Source organism: Peteryoungia algae (genome assembly GCF_030369675.1).
In the GTDB taxonomy this organism is placed as follows: Bacteria; Pseudomonadota; Alphaproteobacteria; order Rhizobiales; family Rhizobiaceae; genus Allorhizobium; species Allorhizobium algae.
The window spans coordinates 3,059,919-3,076,632 of record NZ_CP128477.1 but is presented as its reverse complement, the minus strand read 5'-3'; the positions used below and the strand labels follow the sequence as shown (position 1 = coordinate 3,076,632).

Annotated in this window: 14 protein-coding genes and 1 riboswitch; of the genes, 2 read left to right on the top strand and 12 right to left on the bottom strand. The window is 60.8% G+C overall.

The annotated features are described in order from the left end of the window. Positions 1-285 precede the first annotated feature (285 nt). Positions 286-1,158 carry an RNA polymerase factor sigma-32 gene (locus tag QTL56_RS14590; protein WP_229575238.1) on the top strand — a complete coding sequence of 291 codons (873 nt, stop codon included), beginning with the start codon at positions 286-288 and terminating at the stop codon, positions 1,156-1,158. 92 nt (positions 1,159-1,250) lie between these two features. Here the strand turns inward: QTL56_RS14590 and QTL56_RS14585 are convergent, their stop codons facing one another. From QTL56_RS14585 to QTL56_RS14545, 9 genes are all read right to left on the bottom strand, one after another. Then, complete coding sequence (locus QTL56_RS14585; protein WP_245137295.1) at positions 1,251-1,877, bottom strand: cysteine hydrolase family protein; 627 nt, start codon at positions 1,875-1,877, stop codon at positions 1,251-1,253. Then, complete coding sequence (locus QTL56_RS14580) at positions 1,874-2,326, bottom strand: MarR family winged helix-turn-helix transcriptional regulator (RefSeq protein ID WP_245137296.1); 453 nt, start codon at positions 2,324-2,326, stop codon at positions 1,874-1,876. The genes QTL56_RS14585 and QTL56_RS14580 overlap by 4 nt, the downstream gene beginning before the upstream one ends. A gap of 79 nt (positions 2,327-2,405) precedes the next feature. Continuing rightward, positions 2,406-3,932 (bottom strand): M48 family metalloprotease, encoded by a 1,527-nt coding sequence (locus QTL56_RS14575; protein WP_370660294.1) that lies wholly within the window; start codon positions 3,930-3,932, stop codon positions 2,406-2,408. Positions 3,933-4,153: 221 nt separating this feature from the next. Beyond that, on the bottom strand, positions 4,154-4,897 hold the full coding sequence (locus QTL56_RS14570) for a thiamine ABC transporter ATP-binding protein (protein WP_245137298.1): 744 nt from the start codon (positions 4,895-4,897) through the stop codon (positions 4,154-4,156). Beyond that, positions 4,890-6,548, bottom strand: a complete 1,659-nt coding sequence (gene thiP, locus QTL56_RS14565; protein WP_245137299.1) for a thiamine/thiamine pyrophosphate ABC transporter permease — start codon at positions 6,546-6,548, stop codon at positions 4,890-4,892. Before thiP ends, QTL56_RS14570 begins: the two co-directional genes overlap by 8 nt. Positions 6,549-6,554: 6 nt before the next feature. Beyond that, entirely contained in the window at positions 6,555-7,553 is a 999-nt protein-coding gene (gene thiB, locus QTL56_RS14560; RefSeq protein ID WP_229575232.1) for a thiamine ABC transporter substrate binding subunit, read from the bottom strand. A 66-nt stretch (positions 7,554-7,619) separates the two neighbouring features. After that, a riboswitch (TPP riboswitch) is annotated at positions 7,620-7,734 on the bottom strand. Positions 7,735-7,842: 108 nt separating this feature from the next. After that, positions 7,843-9,675 (bottom strand): ABC-F family ATP-binding cassette domain-containing protein, encoded by a 1,833-nt coding sequence (locus tag QTL56_RS14555; protein WP_245137300.1) that lies wholly within the window; start codon positions 9,673-9,675, stop codon positions 7,843-7,845. A gap of 4 nt (positions 9,676-9,679) precedes the next feature. Further along, positions 9,680-10,333 (bottom strand): thiamine diphosphokinase, encoded by a 654-nt coding sequence (locus QTL56_RS14550; RefSeq protein ID WP_245137301.1) that lies wholly within the window; start codon positions 10,331-10,333, stop codon positions 9,680-9,682. Positions 10,334-10,554: 221 nt separating this feature from the next. Further along, positions 10,555-10,845, bottom strand: a complete 291-nt coding sequence (locus QTL56_RS14545; RefSeq protein WP_245137302.1) for a cold-shock protein — start codon at positions 10,843-10,845, stop codon at positions 10,555-10,557. 364 nt (positions 10,846-11,209) lie between these two features. Between QTL56_RS14545 and QTL56_RS14540 the strand changes: the two genes are divergently transcribed. After that, on the top strand, positions 11,210-12,049 hold the full coding sequence (locus QTL56_RS14540; RefSeq protein WP_245137303.1) for an AAA family ATPase: 840 nt from the start codon (positions 11,210-11,212) through the stop codon (positions 12,047-12,049). Between the two features lie 147 nt (positions 12,050-12,196). On the opposite strand, the gene bfr is transcribed toward QTL56_RS14540, so the two are convergent. The 3 genes from bfr to QTL56_RS14525 all read right to left on the bottom strand — a co-directional run bounded on the left by bfr (position 12,197) and on the right by QTL56_RS14525 (position 16,709). Further along, positions 12,197-12,682: a bacterioferritin gene (gene bfr / locus QTL56_RS14535; RefSeq protein ID WP_229575227.1), complete on the bottom strand. Its 486-nt coding sequence runs from the start codon at positions 12,680-12,682 to the stop codon at positions 12,197-12,199. Positions 12,683-12,880: 198 nt separating this feature from the next. Further along, on the bottom strand, positions 12,881-13,204 hold the full coding sequence (locus tag QTL56_RS14530) for a (2Fe-2S)-binding protein (protein WP_229575226.1): 324 nt from the start codon (positions 13,202-13,204) through the stop codon (positions 12,881-12,883). Between the two features lie 118 nt (positions 13,205-13,322). Continuing rightward, positions 13,323-16,709 carry an error-prone DNA polymerase gene (locus tag QTL56_RS14525; protein ID WP_245137304.1) on the bottom strand — a complete coding sequence of 1,129 codons (3,387 nt, stop codon included), beginning with the start codon at positions 16,707-16,709 and terminating at the stop codon, positions 13,323-13,325. Positions 16,710-16,714 lie beyond the last annotated feature (5 nt).

The window sequence follows — 16,714 nt, the reverse complement described above, 5'->3', positions numbered from 1 at the left end:
GGTGACCCGCGCCGCTTTGCGTTTCGGCAACATTCCCTGCGGCGTGTCTCCCGCCAATCTCTCACTTTTCCGTGATCAGGCCTCTTCGGCCTGTGGTCGCAACCCTGCGCGCCAATCCGATGTCGCAGGGGGTGCGTAGTTGAGGTCAGAGAAGCAGAAGAGAGCGACGCAACCACCGCACCTGGCATTCTGTTGGAACCTGTCCGACGTTCAGCCGTTCAGGAAACAATGCCGGCAACAGGGCCTGCAACAGGCCTGCGGTCCTAGAGACCATGGAGATGTCCGATGAAAGCCATATCCGCTGACAGACACATCATCAAGTATGCCATGTCGCAGCCCTACCTGGAGCGTGAGGAAGAACTCGACCTTGCAATCCGCTGGAAGGAGCATGACGATCAAGGTGCGCGCAATCGCATCGCGCAAGCCCACATGCGCCTCGTCATCGCCATGGCGTCCAAGTTCCGCGGATTTGGATTGCCTCTGAACGATCTGATCCAGGAAGGGTATATCGGGCTTCTCGAGGCTGCTGCGCGTTTCGACCCGGGTCGAGAGGTGCGGTTCTCTACCTATGCCGGATGGTGGATCCGGGCTTCGATGCAGGATTACATCCTGCGCAACTGGTCCATCGTCCGCGGCGGGACAAGCTCCAGCCAGAAGGCGCTGTTCTTCAATCTGCGCCGCTTGCGTGCCAAGCTCGCCCAGGGCGACAATCGCCTTTCCGATCAGGCAATTCATCAGGAAATCGCATCCGCACTCGGTGTCAGCCTCTCCGATGTCCAGTCCATGGATGCGCGCCTATCCGGCAATGATGCCTCGCTTCAGACTCCCGTCGCCGGCAAGAACGGCGAAGGTACGGAGCAGCTCGAGATGCTGGAAAGCAAGGAAGCGCTACCGGACGAGCAGGTTACGTCGATCATCGATGGTGAACGCTGGAATGGCTGGTTGAGGGAGGCCATGAATCGCCTCAACGAGAGGGAAAGCCGCATCATCAAGGCCCGACGTTTGACGGAGGATGGTGCAACGCTCGAAGAACTTGGCGCCGAACTCGGCATTTCCAAGGAGCGGGTCCGCCAGATCGAGACGCGGGCGCTGGAGAAGCTGAAAGTGGCGCTCACCGACAAGGCGCCAAGCTCGGCGCGTCTTGAACTGGCGATGTGAGCTAAATCAAGAAACTCCACGAAAGAGGGGCCGGTGGAGACACCGGCCTTTCCGTGTTGTGTAAGGATGTTCCGGAATTGCCCGTGGCCGGATTATCGCAGATGTACGCCCTTTGAGGAAAGCATGTCGCGGGTGCGATCAGCCGCGGTCTGGTTTTCGCACAGGCTTGCGCGGGTGATCAACTCGACATGATATCCGCGCCGAAGTGCCGCGAGCGCAGTCCTGGCTACGCAATAGCTCAAATCCAGCCCTGCAATTCGAAGCGTTCCCACATCAAGCCGTTCGAGAAGTCGATCGAGCTCGCCCGTTTCGAACGCATCCTGGACTCTCTTGATCAAAACGTGGTCTGCAAGTCCTTCGAACGGCGCTGCAATCTGTGTTCCGGGCGTACCCTCGACCGCCTTGCCCTGCATTGTCAGCTTGGCGATGACCTTCGTCGAGGGAATGGACCACTCTTGCCTCACGGCAATCACCGGTGAATCTGCAGCCTTGGCGGCGCTCACGGCGTTCAGGATGGCCGATTGAGCGGCTGCTTTTGCCGCTTCGTCGTAGTGGCCCTCATCCCAGAACACGGCCTGGAGATCGATCAGCAGCAAGGCCGTTCCAGGACGTTTGCCAATAGGCGTGCCATGACTGACCGCGCCGATCCTTCTAATCCCATCAGCGAGCCAAACGAGCAGTGCGAGGGCGGGCAGGAGCAAGAGATAGCCTGGCATCATGCCGATTGATCCTCTGCGTCAGCTTTCAACTCCGCAATCATCTTGGTGACGACGTTGAGCGCGGTGGCGATGTCCTCTGCGCGGATTCCTGTCGCCATGCGCTGCACGATGTGGTTTTCACGTGTGATCACCTCTTCGATCAGCCTTTTACCCTTGGGGGTCAAGGCGATTTTCGTGGACCTTCTGTGCCGCGGATTAGGTTCGCCAACGGTAAGGCCTTCCGCCAGCGTCTCATTGACCATAACCTGGACGTACTGTCGCTGGATTTCGAGCTTGAGCGCAATCTCAGGAACAGTGGCATCGCCATGGACGTGAAGTATCTCAAGGACCGCCCGCATCCGGACTGTCAAGCCGGTGCCATCAAGCGCCTGTTCGACACGCGCCTCTGCTGCCTGCATGAGCGGCCGCGACAACCAAATCAGACGGTAAAGCTGTTCCTGCTTGTTCATGACATTGTTCATGTCATAATGACATGCATCATGTCAATGTCGAGATGGATAGATCAATCCAGCGTGCCGGCTCGGCGCACTACTCGGAAATGATCTTCACGCGCGCGCCTGGCTTGACTGTCGAGGTTGCACCCAGAGCGTTGATCATCCGGAAGAGCTCTAGCTTGCGGTCGGTGCCCATCATCCGGGCGGACAAGGTGCCGATATTGTCATTGGCACCGACTGTTACAACACGGACGCGCAGCGGCTTCAGCGAAGCCGCCTCCTGAGACGTGATGCGCCGGAAGGATGCTCGCAGCTGGGCAGCTGTCGTTTCCAGCGCCGGACTGCCCTTCGGCACGGCAGTCAGGAAGCGGAAAATCTGGGGACCGATGCGGATGACGGTTATGTCGAAGTCCCAGCGATCGGCGGACGCGCGGGCCGTTGCGGCTTCAAGCCCGTTGACGGTGATCGTCTGTATGGTGTCCGGCAGCAAACCGGTGACCCAGCCGCTCGAGATGTAGTTCGGCAGACTGATCTTCTGACTGTCCGCCACGCCGTCGAACCGGATCGCGACATCGCCGGGACCGGTGGCAAGGACGGCTTCGACCTTGTTGTCGATCTGAAAACCGACCGGAACATCGAAGCGGATGCCGAGCTGGCCGTGCAGGAAGGTCTGGCCACGCACGAAACCCTCCTGCGGGCTGTCGCCGTAGAGCAGGCCGTCGATGCCGTTGAGGTAATAGTCGCGGCCTGTCTCGCCATGCGTGCCTTCAGGGCCGAAGACGCGGGCGTGACGCTTGGCGAGCTCGACACGCTGTGGAGCGTTCGGATGGCTCGACAGGAAGTCCAGGCTCTGGTCAGCATCCGGATCGACCGAGGTGAACTGGCTGTAGCGCGCCATGGAATCGAGGAAGCGGGCGGCGGCATAAGGATCATATCCGGCTTCGCCAAGCGTGCGAACGCCGATGACGTCTGCCTGCAGTTCCTGCTGGCGCGAGAAGGCGGCAAGCCGCAGCTTGCCGCGGGCCAATGCCTGCTTGCCGGCAAGATCGCTGGAGAGCACTTCGGCCACGACGCGGCTCGCAATGACCTCTGCCTCTTCGCGGCGCTGGCGTTCGATACCGTGGTTTGCGGTCACATGCGCCATCTCGTGGCTGAGCACGGCTGCGACTTCAGACGCGTCATTGGCGAGCGCCAGAAGACCGCGCGTGACATAGAGATAACCGCCCGGCAGCGCGAAGGCGTTGATCGCGGGCGAGTTGAGGATGGTGATGCGATAGGACTGATTCGGGTTTTCCGAGACGGCTGTCAGCGCGCCCGCGATGCGGGCGACGAGACGTTCGGTCTTGGAGTCGGAATATTCGCCGCCATAGGAAGCGACGATGCGGGGATGCTCGCGGGCTCCCATCTGGGCGCGCGGGTCGCCCTTCTGGACTTCGTCGACGATCTGCGGATTGCTGGATGGTGCGACAGACGGCTCATAGGCCTGCTCGAACAGAGACTGGCAGGACGACAGGACCAGCCCCACAGAAACCAGCACGGCTACGCTCGACGCGAGCCTGAATGGCCGTCTCTGCCGATTCACTTCGGCAGCCATCGCGCTGTTCCGGCTCAAAAACTGCATCCTGCCCCTTCACCTGAGCCCGGACGATTGCCGAATTGGCCGACCGCCGGGTGCAGCATCAATTGCCCTCTGCCGCCATCGCCTCGCACCGATCCGGCAGTCCTTCACATAGTGCGAAAACACCGCATGCTCCAGAAGATAGTCACGCCAGAGGAAATGACCAATGGTCTTGCCGAAGGAACAACTATTCCTGACGCGCATGGCAGGCGTGGACGACCAAATTAAGGCGATTGGCGTGTAAAGGCATGCTCGCCGAGGAAGTTCTGCACGGCAGCAATGTCGTGGCTCTGGAAGAAGGTCGTCTTGTCGGTCTTCACGAGCACATGTCCATCATCGATGAAGATGACATCGTCTGCCAGCCGCTCCACATCGCGTGGGTCGTGGGTGACGATCAGGACCGTGGCGCGGGTTTCGGCATGGAGGTCTACGAGCAGTTCGACCATAGCGGCACGCAGGCCTGGATCAAGGGCTGCAAATGGCTCATCGAGCAGCAGAACCGGGCGGTGGCGCACCAGCGCGCGGGCAAAGGCCACGCGTTGCCGCTCGCCACCCGAGAGCGAGCCCGGCAGACGACGTTCATATCCCGGGAGTCCGACGCGCGTCAGAGCATCGGAGATCGCCCTGCGATCGGCAGGTGTCAGGCGCATTGCCGGATGGATGCCGAGCCCGATGTTTGTGAAGAGGTCGAGATGGGAAAACAGGTTGTTGTCCTGGAAGACCAGAGAAACAGGGCGCTCCGCTGGTGCCAGATCTGTCACATCACGTCCGGCGATCTCGATACGGCCGCTGGCCGGCCGCTCAAAGCCCGAGACGAGGTTCAGCAAAGTCGACTTGCCTGAGCCCGAGGGACCGACGACGGCTGTGATCCGTCCGCGCTCGAAACCGCAGTCGAAATGGAAGGCGCGGTTCCCAAGCGTCAGGTGGACGTCGTCGAGGCGGATGCCGGTCGAGGCTTCATCACGCATCGGTTCTCTCCCGAGGGTTGTTGGGGGCGATACGCGTTCCCGGCGCTCCGATCAGCGCCAGCACCAGACAAATTGCACCAAGAATAAGGGCGAGCCCATCGGCATCGGTGCTGCGATAGCTGCCCATCCGGGCATAGATAAGGGCGGGTAGGGTCAAGATGTTTTCAGAGCCGAAGAGAGCGACTGCCCCGAGGTCACCGAGCGACAGCGTCATGGCGAAGGCGAGTGCCGTCAAGAACGGCCGTTTCAGGACCGGCCAATCGACGCGGCGCAGGCGCTGGGTGACGGAGAGGCCGAGGCTTTCGGCCAAGTGTCCGGTGCGAGCCCGGTGCTCTCGATAGGTGGGTTCCAGCACGCGCACCGCAAAGGGCAGTGCCATCAGGGCGTTTATGCCTGTGACGATGAAGGGTGCGAAGGTCGCGACCTCGCCCCGAGGTCTCAAAGCCAGGAACCAGCCTGTGGCGAGGACGCTGGTGGGGACGAGCAAGACCAGCGAGGAGACCGCGGCGAGCGCAAGCGAGAAGATGCGGTTGCCGGCATTTTGTGCGCGAGCCGTCGCGATGTCGGCGCGAGCTGCGATCACACCATAGGCAAGCAGAGTGGCAAGCAGCCCCGCAGAGAAAGCCACACCCAGACTGGTGAAGGATGCCTGTTGAAAGGCCGCCTGGGAGAGAAGTCGACCGAGATCAGCCTGCAGGCCGGAGACGACCACCTGGCCGAGCGGCAGGATGAGGAAAAGCGTGGCAAACAACAGGAGCAGCCCGTCGGCGAGGCGGACAAGCGGACGCCGTCCGTCGAATCGTGGGAAGTGTCGACCGCTGGTAACACCGGTATCAGGTGCTGCCGGCAGGAAGCTCAGGCCAGCGAGGATCAGGCCTGTCACCGTGATCTGCAGGAGCGCCAGCGACACGGCGCGCTCCGGGTTGAAGTCGAAGCGCAGCGCCTGGTAGATGGCAACTTCAATGGTCGTTGCCGCAGGGCCACCACCGAAGATCAGCACCAACGTGAAACTCGTTACACAGAGCATGAAGATCAGACCTGCTGCTCCGGGGATCACACGGGCCAGAACCGGCCACTCGATGAAGCGGAAGGTGGAAAACGGCGAAAATCCGAGGCTTGCCGACATGCGCCAGTATTCCGCCGGCACCCGCTCAAGGGCTGACAGCATCAGGCGGGTTGCCAGCGGCAGGTTGAAGAAGACATGGGCGACGAGGATGCCGGTCAGCCCGTAGATCGAGATTGGCTGGTCGAGGCCAAGTCCTGTCAGCGTATTGTTGACGATGCCGCTTCTGCCGAAGATGCCAATCAGCCCGAGCGCGCCGATCAGGACTGGCAATCCCATCGGCACGGCCATCAGCCGGATCAGCCAGATGCGACCCGGAAAAGCCGGCTGTCTGGCGAGTGCACTGGCGACCGGCAGGGCCAAGCCCACGGAAAGAAGCGTGGAGAGAAAGGCCTGCCAGAGCGTAAAAGAAAGAACCGAGCGGATGACGGGATCAGCGAAGGCGGAGAGAAGACCGCCCGACAATCGTCCCGCGAGGAGGGCCGTCAGCGCGATGCCGACGAAAGCCGTCACGACCAGCAGAACGAAAAGGCCACCCGCAAGCGCGGGCAGCCTCTGTCGTCGTGACTGGTGGATCGGGCGGATCATACGATACTATTTCAGCGTCATCGCTTTGAGCCATTCGTCGATCCAGGCCTGTCTGTTGGCCGCGACTTCGGGGGGAGCCATCAGGAAGGTCGTCTTCGGCTGGACCAGCTTGCCAAAGGCTTCCGGCAGAGGTTCCGACGTGGACGCGACCGGCATCATCCAGTTGTTGGTCGGGATCGTGTCCTGAAATCCGGGCTCAAGCATGAAGGCGAGAAACTGGCGGGCCAGTTCCTTCTCCGGCGCATTTTTTAGGAGGCCGGCGACTTCGATCTGGATGTAATGGCCCTCGGAGAATTCCGCCGCCTGGTAGCGGTCGGTTTCTTCGGCGACCATGTGATAAGCCGGCGAGGTGGTGTAGGAGAGCACCATCGGCGCTTCACCCTTGGTGAACAAGCCATAGGCTTCCGACCAGCCGGGCGTGACGGTGAGCACGCGGTCCTTGAGCTTTGCCCAGGCTTCCGGCGCCTTGTCGCCATAGACCGACTTCACCCAGAGCAGCAGGCCGAGGCCCGGCGTCGAGGTGCGCGGATCCTGAATGACGATCTTCTGCGACGGATCGCCCTCAACCAGTTCCTTCAGGCTCTTTGGCGGCGTCTTGATCGCCTCCGTGTCGTAGATCACGGCGAAATGGCCGTAGTCATACGGCAGGAAGACATCGTCGCTGAAGCCGCCAGGCACCTTCACTGCGGCGGCATCGACGCTGTGTTGTTCAAACAGGCCGGTCTGCTTGGCTTCCTCGACGAGGTTGGTATCGAGCCCGAGCACGACATCGGCCTTGGATGTCTCACCTTCCAGCTTGAGCCGGGTGAGGAGCGCAACGCCATCGGCAACGCCGACAAAAGTGACCGTGCAGTCACAGGTCTTCTCGAAGGCTTCCTTAACCTTGGGGCCGGGGCCCCATTCGGAGACGAAGCTCTCATAGGTGTAGACGGTGAGCGTCTTCTCGGCAGCTGCGGCCGGCAAAACGAAGCCGAGAATGGCGGTCGAAAGGCCGCCGATAAGCATGGAAACAGTCCTGGGTCGCATAGCGCCCTCCTCCTCAATCATCATTGCTGTCGGGATAGGGCGCCTGAAATCGTCGCGTCTAATCCCTCCGCCGGTCTTAACCGGATCAGGTTCCGCGGGTTGGCATGAAGCCTCTCAGCATTCCGGCTACGAAAACCGGAAGGCACCCCGTTAGAGCAGACTTGAGATAGCGCGCTGGGACTTTGAGCGCAAGGTGCGAACATTCAGTCGCAGCGGCCTTGATGTTGGAAGACGCCAAGCTTCGGATGATGGCGAGGAACTAAGGCCTTCAGCCCTCCAGTTCCTCACGCAGCATTTCGAGTTCCAGCCATTCCTCTTCCATGCGGGTGATGTCGGCGCGCAGCTTTTCCATTTCGGCGGCGAGCTTGTTGAAGCTTGCCGGATCCTTAGTGAAGAGGTTGGGATCAGCCATCTTGCCTTCGCGTGCGGCGATTTCTTTCTCCGCCTTTTCCATTTCCCTGGGTAGGTTTTCGAGCGCAAATTTCTGTTTGAAGGAGAGCTTGCCCTTACCCTTCGAGCCTGAGTCTGCGGGCTTGCCGCCCGATGCTTCCTGCGCCTTTGCTTTCTCGGCCTTTTCCACCCGCTTGCGCTCGTCCTCGACGCCCTTGCGCTGGGCGAGCATATCGGAATAGCCACCGGCATATTCGATCCAGCGGCCATCGGGCGCATCCGGATTTGCTGGCGCAATCGTCGAGGTGACCGTGCGATCGAGGAAGTCGCGGTCATGGCTGACAAGGATGACGGTGCCGGAATAGCCAGCGACGATTTCCTGCAGCAGATCGAGTGTCTCGATGTCGAGATCGTTGGTGGGTTCATCGAGAATGAGCAGGTTCGAAGGCTTGGCCATGATGCGCGCCAGCATCAGGCGCGCACGTTCGCCGCCTGACAGGTTGCGGATCGGGGTGCGAGCCTGTTCCGGCTGGAAGAGGAAGTCCTTCATGTAGCCGGTGACGTGCTTCTGTTCGCCATTGACCAGCAGATTCTCCCCGCGGCCGTCGGTCAGATAGTGGGAGAGTGTGTCTTCCGGATTGAGGTCCTCACGCTTCTGGTCGAGCACGGCGATCTCGAGATTGGTGCCGAGTTTCACGACACCTTCATCTGGTGCCAGCTGGCCCGTCAGCATCTTGAGCAGTGTCGTCTTGCCTGCACCATTGGGTCCGATCAGACCGATGCAGTCGCCGCGATGCACGCGGATCGAAAACGGTGCGACGATGGCACGGTCACCATAGGTCTTGGTGATCTTGTCGGCCTCGATGACGAGCTTGCCGCTTTCCTTGCCTTCTGTGGCGGACGCCTGAATCGTTCCCTGCGGTCCCTTGTGGCCGCGGTAATTGGCCCTCAACGTCTGCAGGTTGCCGAGGCGGCGCATGTTGCGCTTGCGACGCGCGGTAACGCCATAACGCAGCCAGTGCTCCTCCCGCTCGATCTGGCGGCCGAGCTTGTGCTGCTCGATCTCTTCCTCTTCGAGGACCTGGTCGCGCCACTCCTCGAAATGAGCAAAGCCGCGGTTCAGCCGGCGTGACAGGCCACGATCAAGCCAGACGGTGGCGGTCGAGATCTTTTCCAGGAAGCGTCGGTCGTGGGAGATGAGAACAAGTGCGCTGCGGCTCTTCGACAGTTCCCCTTCCAGCCATTCGATCGTCGGCAGATCGAGATGGTTGGTCGGCTCGTCGAGCATCAGGATGTCCGGCTCCGGCGCCAGGACCCGGGCGAGTGCTGCGCGGCGTGCCTCGCCGCCTGAGAGTTGCTGTGGGTCTTCCTGGCCGGTGAGGCCGAGGTGTTCGAGCAGATAGGTGACACGATAGGGATCATCGCCTGGTCCGAGCCCCGCCTCGGCATAGGCCTGAACGCTGGAATAGCCGTCGAAATCCGGTGCCTGCTCCAGATAGCGGATCGTCGAGGACGGATGGCGGAAAACCTCGCCGGACTGCGCTTCGACAATTCCGGCGGCGATCTTCATGAGTGTCGATTTGCCGGAGCCGTTGCGGCCGACGAGGCAGATCCGGTCTCCCGGTTCGACCTGAAGGCCCGCGCCGGCGAGCAGCGGCGTACCACCGAAAGAAAGCTGGATGTCATCGAGTTTGAGAATGGGAGGCGCCAAGGTTTCAGGCTCCGGAAAGATCGTAAGGGCGGGCGAGCAGCATGGCCCGGCCACGGGAAAGGGAGACCGAGATCGGGCCCTCAGCGATGTTGGAAATCGTGCGCGACGAGCCGAAGGGCAGCCGGAAATCCTGGAGCGGATAGCGTGCGTTTCGGATTGTCAGGCCTTCGAGCATGGTGAAGCCGAGCACGGAGAAAAGCGCACCCTTGGGCAATTCGAGCGCGAGTTCGCTCTGTTCGACAAAGGGATAGGCCTCTTCCTCGCCTGAGGTGAGCACGACCTCGTAGCCGTCTTCGACCAGGCCGAGCGCGTTCAGGTAGTGCTGCAGTGCATGGTCGGACCGCTCGCCTCCGAGAGCGCCGGCGAAAATCAGCCGGGTGGCGCCGCGTGCGATTGCTTCGGCGACTGCGATTTCACCGTCTGTGACGGCCTTGGCGGCGGGGTAGGTTCGCCGTTCGACGTCAGGAAAGCGCTCGATCAGAGTGGTGTCGCTGCTGTCAAAATCGCCGACCCATAGCTCGGGTGTCACACCGAGTTTCGTCGCATGGCGCATGCCGCCATCGGCCGCGATCACGCGGCTTCCCGTGGTCAGCGCCCGCAGGCGATCCGTGACGGCCAGGCTGCCGCCGAGCAATAGGGTGAAAGAGGTCAAAGTCATGGCCAGCCCATAGCGCATCTCTGCCCAAAAGGGAAAGGTCAATGCTGAGGGGAAGGCGCCCGCACTGGCGGGAGAGAGTCGCCCGGACAGACCTCTGCGAGGGGTCCGGGTCTTGTCTTCTCAGCGCTTCTTGGGGGCGGCTGACTCTGCATTCTTGATCTGGGTCGTGAAGGTCGAAACCGGGGCCGCGGACGGCTTGGACTTGTCCTGCTTCGGCTTCCTTACTTCGCGGTTCGAACGCTGTTGGCCTTTAGCCATGATGTGTTTTCCTTCTTCGGGGTGTTTGCAGGAGCCATTGCCCGGGCGGAGGCCTTGCTGCGGCTGGGATCAATGTCGGTTTCGGCGATGCAACGATCGAAGCTCTCGCTTTCAAAGCGGACCCTGTACTGGCGGCTTCCGCCTGTCTCGGGCAGGGTCGCCAGTACCTTGCAGGCGCCATTGCTGCGGGCAAGACGGACGGGGCCGTCCTTCAGAACCACTGTGTCGCCGATGGAATAGATGTGTCTGCTCATGGGTATCTCCTGCAGCGGGGAGGCTGCGGTCGTGGCAGGCGCCCAGATGACCGGCGGGTCGGACTTTGGGTCCTTCCGTTCACGGGGCCCGCCATTGTGCGGGTCTTGGCCGCCGAACACGTTTGTCCGGACGGTGATAATGGGGTCGTGGAGAAGGTCGGTGATGTCCGGTGCCTGAAATTCCGTCCTTGGGGGATGGGGCGCTTGCAGACGGACACGCATCAGCGTTCGTGGAAAACAGCCTGTCAGATTGGCGCCAAAACACAAGCTTTATCTGGTGAATAGGGTGAAAGCCGTGACCGCGCTTGCACCCCTTGAGGCTCGTCATTAGGTTGCGCCCATGAATGAAAGAGGCTCATGCAAGATGCAGTTTCAGGGAACCGCCGACTACGTTGCCGACAAGGACCTGATGATTGCGGTCAATGCCGCGATCCGGCTGGAGCGGCCGTTGCTGGTCAAAGGGGAGCCAGGCACTGGCAAGACCGAGCTTGCCCGTCAGGTTGCGACCGCTCTCGGCCTCGACATGCTGGAATGGAACGTCAAGTCGACGACAAAGGCGCAGCAGGGGCTTTACGAGTATGACGCCGTATCGCGCCTGCGTGACAGCCAGCTTGGTGATGCCCGCGTCAACGACGTCAACAACTACATTCGCAAAGGCAAGCTGTGGCAGGCTTTTGTCGCTGCGCGGAAATGCGTTTTGCTGATCGACGAGATCGACAAGGCTGACATTGAATTCCCCAACGACCTGCTGCAGGAACTCGACCGGATGGAGTTTCATGTCTACGAGACCGGTGAAACGGTCATGGCCCGGGTGCGACCGATCGTGATCATCACCTCGAACAACGAGAAGGAGCTGCCAGACGCCTTTCTGCGCCGCTGCTTCTTTCATTACATCCGGTTCCCCGATTCAGAGACGCTGGAACGGATCGTCGAGGTGCATTATCCCGGTATCAAGAAGACACTGCTTCGCAACGCGTTGACCCAGTTCTACGAGATCCGCGAAACGCCAGGTCTTCGGAAAAAGCCGTCGACATCGGAAGCGCTCGACTGGATCCGGCTTCTGGTCGCCGAGGATGTCGATCCGGCCGATCTGCGCGGCGAATCGAAAAGCGCCCTTCCCAAGCTGCACGGCGCGTTATTGAAGAATGAGCAGGACGTGCATCTTTTCGAGCGACTGGCGTTCATGGCACGGCGGGACCGCTGATCCCTCGGCGAGGATCGCGGGCGCGGCCAGGTCATCAGGACCTGGAAACAAAAATGAAGCCCCGCGTGAACGGCTTCCCGAAATTGGAGGTCCAGTTTTCGGGTGTCCGTTCAGGACGGGGCCTCTGTCATTGGCTGCAACTGCAGATTATTCGGCGGAGTCGGCCGAATCTGCGTTGAGCTGGCCGTATTTCTCTTCGCCGATCTTGGAAAGAAGCTCGAGCTGCGTCTCCAGGAAATCAATGTGACCTTCTTCATCGATGAGGAGCTGTTCGAAGATCTTCATCGAGACGTAATCGCCAGCCTGGTGACAGATGTCGCGCGAGGCCTTGTAGGAGGTCCGGGCATCATATTCTCCGGCGAGATCGGCTTCCAGCACTTCCTTGACGTTCTGGCCGATACGGAGGGGAGCAACCTGCTGCAGGTTCGGGTGGCCTTCCAGGAAGATGATCCGGTCGATGATCTTGTCGGCGTGCTGCATTTCCTCGATCGATTCGGCACGCTCTTTCTTGGCGAGCTTCGTATAGCCCCAGTCGTTGAGCAGGCGGTAGTGCAGCCAGTACTGATTGACGGCGCCAAGCTCGAGAAACAGAGCTTCGTTGAGCCGTTCGATGACCTTCGGATCACCCTTCATGATGTTCATCCTTTTTGTGAATTCGGAAGCGGCAACTCTAGCGCCGCTGTCTTCCCGTGTCGAGCCGCTTTAGAAGCATTCTAATTTTCGGGTGAGGGTCCGACGGTGCTGAATGGAACCGTGGCACAGGACCCCGGTCTTCGGTTTCCATGAAAAAGGGCAGGTAAATCCTGCCCTGTGCGATGAAAGATCTGGAGATCAGCCGGCAGCCCGGCGCGCAGCTGCCATGGCCTGGCGGCGCTCTGCCAATGCCGCCTTCTGCTCTTCGTGGAATTGCTTGAGCCGCTCCATGAAATTGACGACCTTGGTTTCTTCGGTCTTGCGGGCGGCGTGATACTCCGCAGTCGTGCGAATGATGATATCGACGACATTTGGGAAACATCCACAACAACGGCCACGCTTGCTCATGGCGTGGTAGACCTTGCCAGGAACGATCAGCTGCCAACAATCATCATCGAGCATCTCGGTGATGACGGCCTGTATGTCCTTGTCGGTGATGTAATTGCAGCTGCAGACCAGCATGGTCGGGTCACTCGTCAAACATGACACTTACTCTCGCCTTTCTCTTAAACAAGATGGGCTTTGTCAAGAAAATTCGCAGGCAAAGGGCTGGTCGATCCGTCGGGCCCCAGAGTGGGCTTCAGTGGAAGTTACGGCCCTTGGGCATCAACTCGGCCATGGCGCTGCGTCTTGGATGTCCTGGGGGCGGTGCGGCAGCTGGCAGTGCAGGAGGTGGCTTTATCGGTTGGTTCCGGGCCTGTTTCTCGTGTCTTGCCTGACGCGGGTCGATGCCCGGCCGGCGGACCTCGTCAGCATGGGCAAGCGTATCGAAGGTCTTGAGGTCTTCGAGCAGCAGGCCAAGACGAGCGCTGGCATCGACGAGATGGTCGGCCACGACATGGATGACCCCATGTGCCTTTTGCAGTCGGCCGCGCAGGGCAACCAGCCTCGCGCCCATGACCACCGGTCGATAAAGCTCGAAGGTTTTGGGCCAGACGATGGCGTTCATCGTGCCTGTTTCGTCCTCCAGGGTCATGAAGATCACACCCTTGGCCGATCCCGGGCGCTGACGCACCAGGACAAGTCCGGCGATCTCGACCTTGGCGCCATGGGCCAGGGTTTCGAGATCGGCCGCCGATTTGAGGCCGGCCCGATGCATGGCTTCGCGCAGGAAGGACAAGGGGTGAGCCTTGAGCGAAAAGGATAGTGTACGATAATCACTGAGCACTTCTTCGCCCGGCAGCATGCGGGGCAGGTCGACCTCGACTTCCTGCTGCAGATCCTGGCCCGGAAGCGCCAGGAAGAGCGGCAGATTTTCGACGGCCGCTCCCGCATCAAGCGCCTGGGCGGCCCAGAGGGCATCGCGACGGTTGAGACCGAGAGAGGAAAAACAGTCGGCATCGGCGAGTTTCTCGATCACCGTGCGGGGCAGGCGCGTGCGCAGCCAGAGATCACGGATGGAATCATAACCCGCACCGCGCCTCTCGACGAGCCGTGCCATCTCGCTTTCGGAAATTCCCTTGATCTGCCGAAAGCCGAGACGAACGGCGTGGCGGCTCTTGATCACGCCGGTCATGGAACGGTGACGGGATGCGATGCGGGCGGGGTCAAAGGCCGACTGCCCTTGCTCATCGCCTTCCAGCGTACAATCCCAGACGGAATGATTGACGTCGACGGGCCTCATCTCAACGCCGTGTTCGCGGGCATCGCGCACCAACTGGCCCGGCGCATAGAAGCCCATCGGCTGGGAATTCAGGATCGCGGCGCAGAAGATGTCCGGATAGAAGGCCTTGAACCAACAGGAGACATAGACGAGCAGGGCGAAAGAGGCCGCATGGCTTTCGGGGAAGCCGTATTCGCCGAAACCCTCGATCTGGCTGAAGCAGCGAGCCGCGAATTCAGGGTCGTAACCGCGCTCGACCATGCCTTCGACCATACGCTTCTGGAAGCTGGAGACCTGGCCGGTGCGGCGGAAGGTGGCCATGGCGCGGCGCAGCCTGTCGGCTTCGGCGGGTGTAAAACCGGCGGCAGTGATGGCGATCTGCATGGCCTGCTCCTGGAAGAGGGGCACGCCCAGCGTGCGCTCGAGCACTTGCCGGAGTTCGGGGCTTGGATAGTCGATCGGGCGGCCCGCGAGCTTGTCTGCGCGGCGTTTGAGATAGGGATGGACCATGTTGCCCTGAATCGGGCCGGGGCGGACGATGGCGACCTCAATGACAAGATCGTAGAAAACGCGTGGTTTCAGCCGCGGCAGCATGCTCATTTGCGCCCGGCTTTCTATCTGGAAGACACCGAGGGTGTCGGCGCGGCAAATCATGTCGTAGACTTCTGTGCGCTGATCTTCGTTGACCGAGGCGAGGGTCTCGTGGCGGTCGTGATGGATGGACAGCAGCTTGAAAGCCTTGGCGAGGCAGGTGAGCATGCCGAGTGCCAGCACGTCGATCTTGAGGATCTTCAGCGTATCGAGGTCGTCCTTGTCCCATTCGACCATATAGCGGCCGTCCGCCGTGTTCATGATCGGAACCACTTCGTCCAGGCGGTCCCGGGTGATGACGAAGCCGCCGACATGCTGGGAGAGATGCCGGGGAAAATTCTGCAAGGCCTGCGCATAGGCGAGGACGTTCCGTGTGGTCGGATCCTTGAGGTCGAGCCCGGCGGCCTTGGCCTGGTCTTCGGTGAAATGGCTGGTCCACCAGCCCCAGATCGAACCGGCGAGTGCGGACTGTACATCATCCGACAGGCCGAAGGCCTTGGCGACCTCGCGACCGGCGGAACGGGCGCGGTAGCTGATGACGGCAGCGGTCAGTGCCGCATGCTCCCGGCCGTAAGTCTCGTAGATGAACCGGATCACCTCTTCGCGCTTCGCATGCTCGAAATCGACGTCGATATCGGGCGGTTCGTCGCGTTCGGTGGAAATGAAGCGATCGAAGAGCAGGGTCGTCTTTTGCGGGTCCACCTCTGTGATGCCGAGGCAGAAACAGACGGCGGAATTGGCGGCCGATCCGCGGCCCTGGCACAGGATACCCTCCTCGCGCGCATGGCAGACGATCCGGTAGACGGTGAGAAAATAGGGCTCGTAACGCTTCTCCGCGATCAGCTTGAGTTCGTAGTCGAGCAGGCCAAGGACTTTCCTCGGAATTTCGTCCGGATAACGTTTTCGCGCGCCTTCATAGGTCAGCCGGCGCAGGGCCAGAGCCGGGGATTCGCCATCGAAGATTTCGTCGGGATACTGATGCGACAGTTCATCGAGAGAGAACTTAAGCCGACTAAAGAAACGGATGTTGTTGTCGAGTGCCACGGGCCAGGCGCTCAGAAGACGGGCCATTTCGGCGGGGCTCTTCAGGTGCCGTTCGGCATGGGCATGCAGGCGCAAGCCGGCTTCGGCGATGGTCACATGCTCTTTGATCGCGACGACAACATCGGCCACGGGTTTGCGTTCCGGCGCATGATAAAGGGCATCATTTGTCGCGATCAGGGGAAGATCGAGTCTTCTCGCTATCCCATCGAGTTCGCCGAAGGTCTTCTGGTCGAAGCCGTCATAGCGAGGAACAAGGGCGAGGTGGAGCCGATCCCCAAGCCAGGGTCGAATATGGGCAAGACGGATCTCGAATCTCTCGACATCGGCAGCCTTGGGCAGTGAGGGAGGCATGGCGATGAAAAGAAGATGTTCCGACCAGTCAAGAAGATCCTTCTCCCAAAGCGTGCAGATGCCCTTTTTCGACCGCAGATTTCCCTCGCTCAGCATGCGGCAGAGATTGCCCCATCCCTTGCGGTTCATCGGATAGGCGAGAAGCTCGGGCGTTTCGTCGTCAAAGACCAGGCGGGCACCGGGTCGGAACTCGAGACCGTTCAGCTTGGCCGAGGCATGCAGACGCACGACACCGGCAACCGTGTTTCGGTCGGCGAGGCCGAGACCCGAGAGGCCGATGAGAAGCGCCTGCTGCACCAGTTCCTCGGCATGGGAGGCGCCGTCCAGAAAGGAGAAGTTGCTGCGCAGTCCGATCTCGTAAAAGGGGGTCGTGGTCATGGCGC

Bases quoted from the DNA above. Each gene is read 5' to 3' on its own strand.
- QTL56_RS14590 (WP_229575238.1), top strand. From the start codon at position 286: ATGAAAGCCATATCCGCTGACAGACACATCATCAAGTATGCCATGTCG.
- QTL56_RS14585 (WP_245137295.1), bottom strand. From the start codon at position 1,877: ATGATGCCAGGCTATCTCTTGCTCCTGCCCGCCCTCGCACTGCTCGTT.
- QTL56_RS14580 (WP_245137296.1), bottom strand. From the start codon at position 2,326: ATGAACAAGCAGGAACAGCTTTACCGTCTGATTTGGTTGTCGCGGCCG.
- QTL56_RS14575 (WP_370660294.1), bottom strand. From the start codon at position 3,932: ATGCAGTTTTTGAGCCGGAACAGCGCGATGGCTGCCGAAGTGAATCGG.
- QTL56_RS14570 (WP_245137298.1), bottom strand. From the start codon at position 4,897: ATGCGTGATGAAGCCTCGACCGGCATCCGCCTCGACGACGTCCACCTG.
- thiP (WP_245137299.1), bottom strand. From the start codon at position 6,548: ATGATCCGCCCGATCCACCAGTCACGACGACAGAGGCTGCCCGCGCTT.
- thiB (WP_229575232.1), bottom strand. From the start codon at position 7,553: ATGCTTATCGGCGGCCTTTCGACCGCCATTCTCGGCTTCGTTTTGCCG.
- QTL56_RS14550 (WP_245137301.1), bottom strand. From the start codon at position 10,333: ATGACTTTGACCTCTTTCACCCTATTGCTCGGCGGCAGCCTGGCCGTC.
- QTL56_RS14545 (WP_245137302.1), bottom strand. From the start codon at position 10,845: ATGAGCAGACACATCTATTCCATCGGCGACACAGTGGTTCTGAAGGAC.
- QTL56_RS14540 (WP_245137303.1), top strand. From the start codon at position 11,210: ATGCAGTTTCAGGGAACCGCCGACTACGTTGCCGACAAGGACCTGATG.
- bfr (WP_229575227.1), bottom strand. From the start codon at position 12,682: ATGAAGGGTGATCCGAAGGTCATCGAACGGCTCAACGAAGCTCTGTTT.
- QTL56_RS14530 (WP_229575226.1), bottom strand. From the start codon at position 13,204: ATGCTGGTCTGCAGCTGCAATTACATCACCGACAAGGACATACAGGCC.
- QTL56_RS14525 (WP_245137304.1), bottom strand. From the start codon at position 16,709: ATGACCACGACCCCCTTTTACGAGATCGGACTGCGCAGCAACTTCTCC.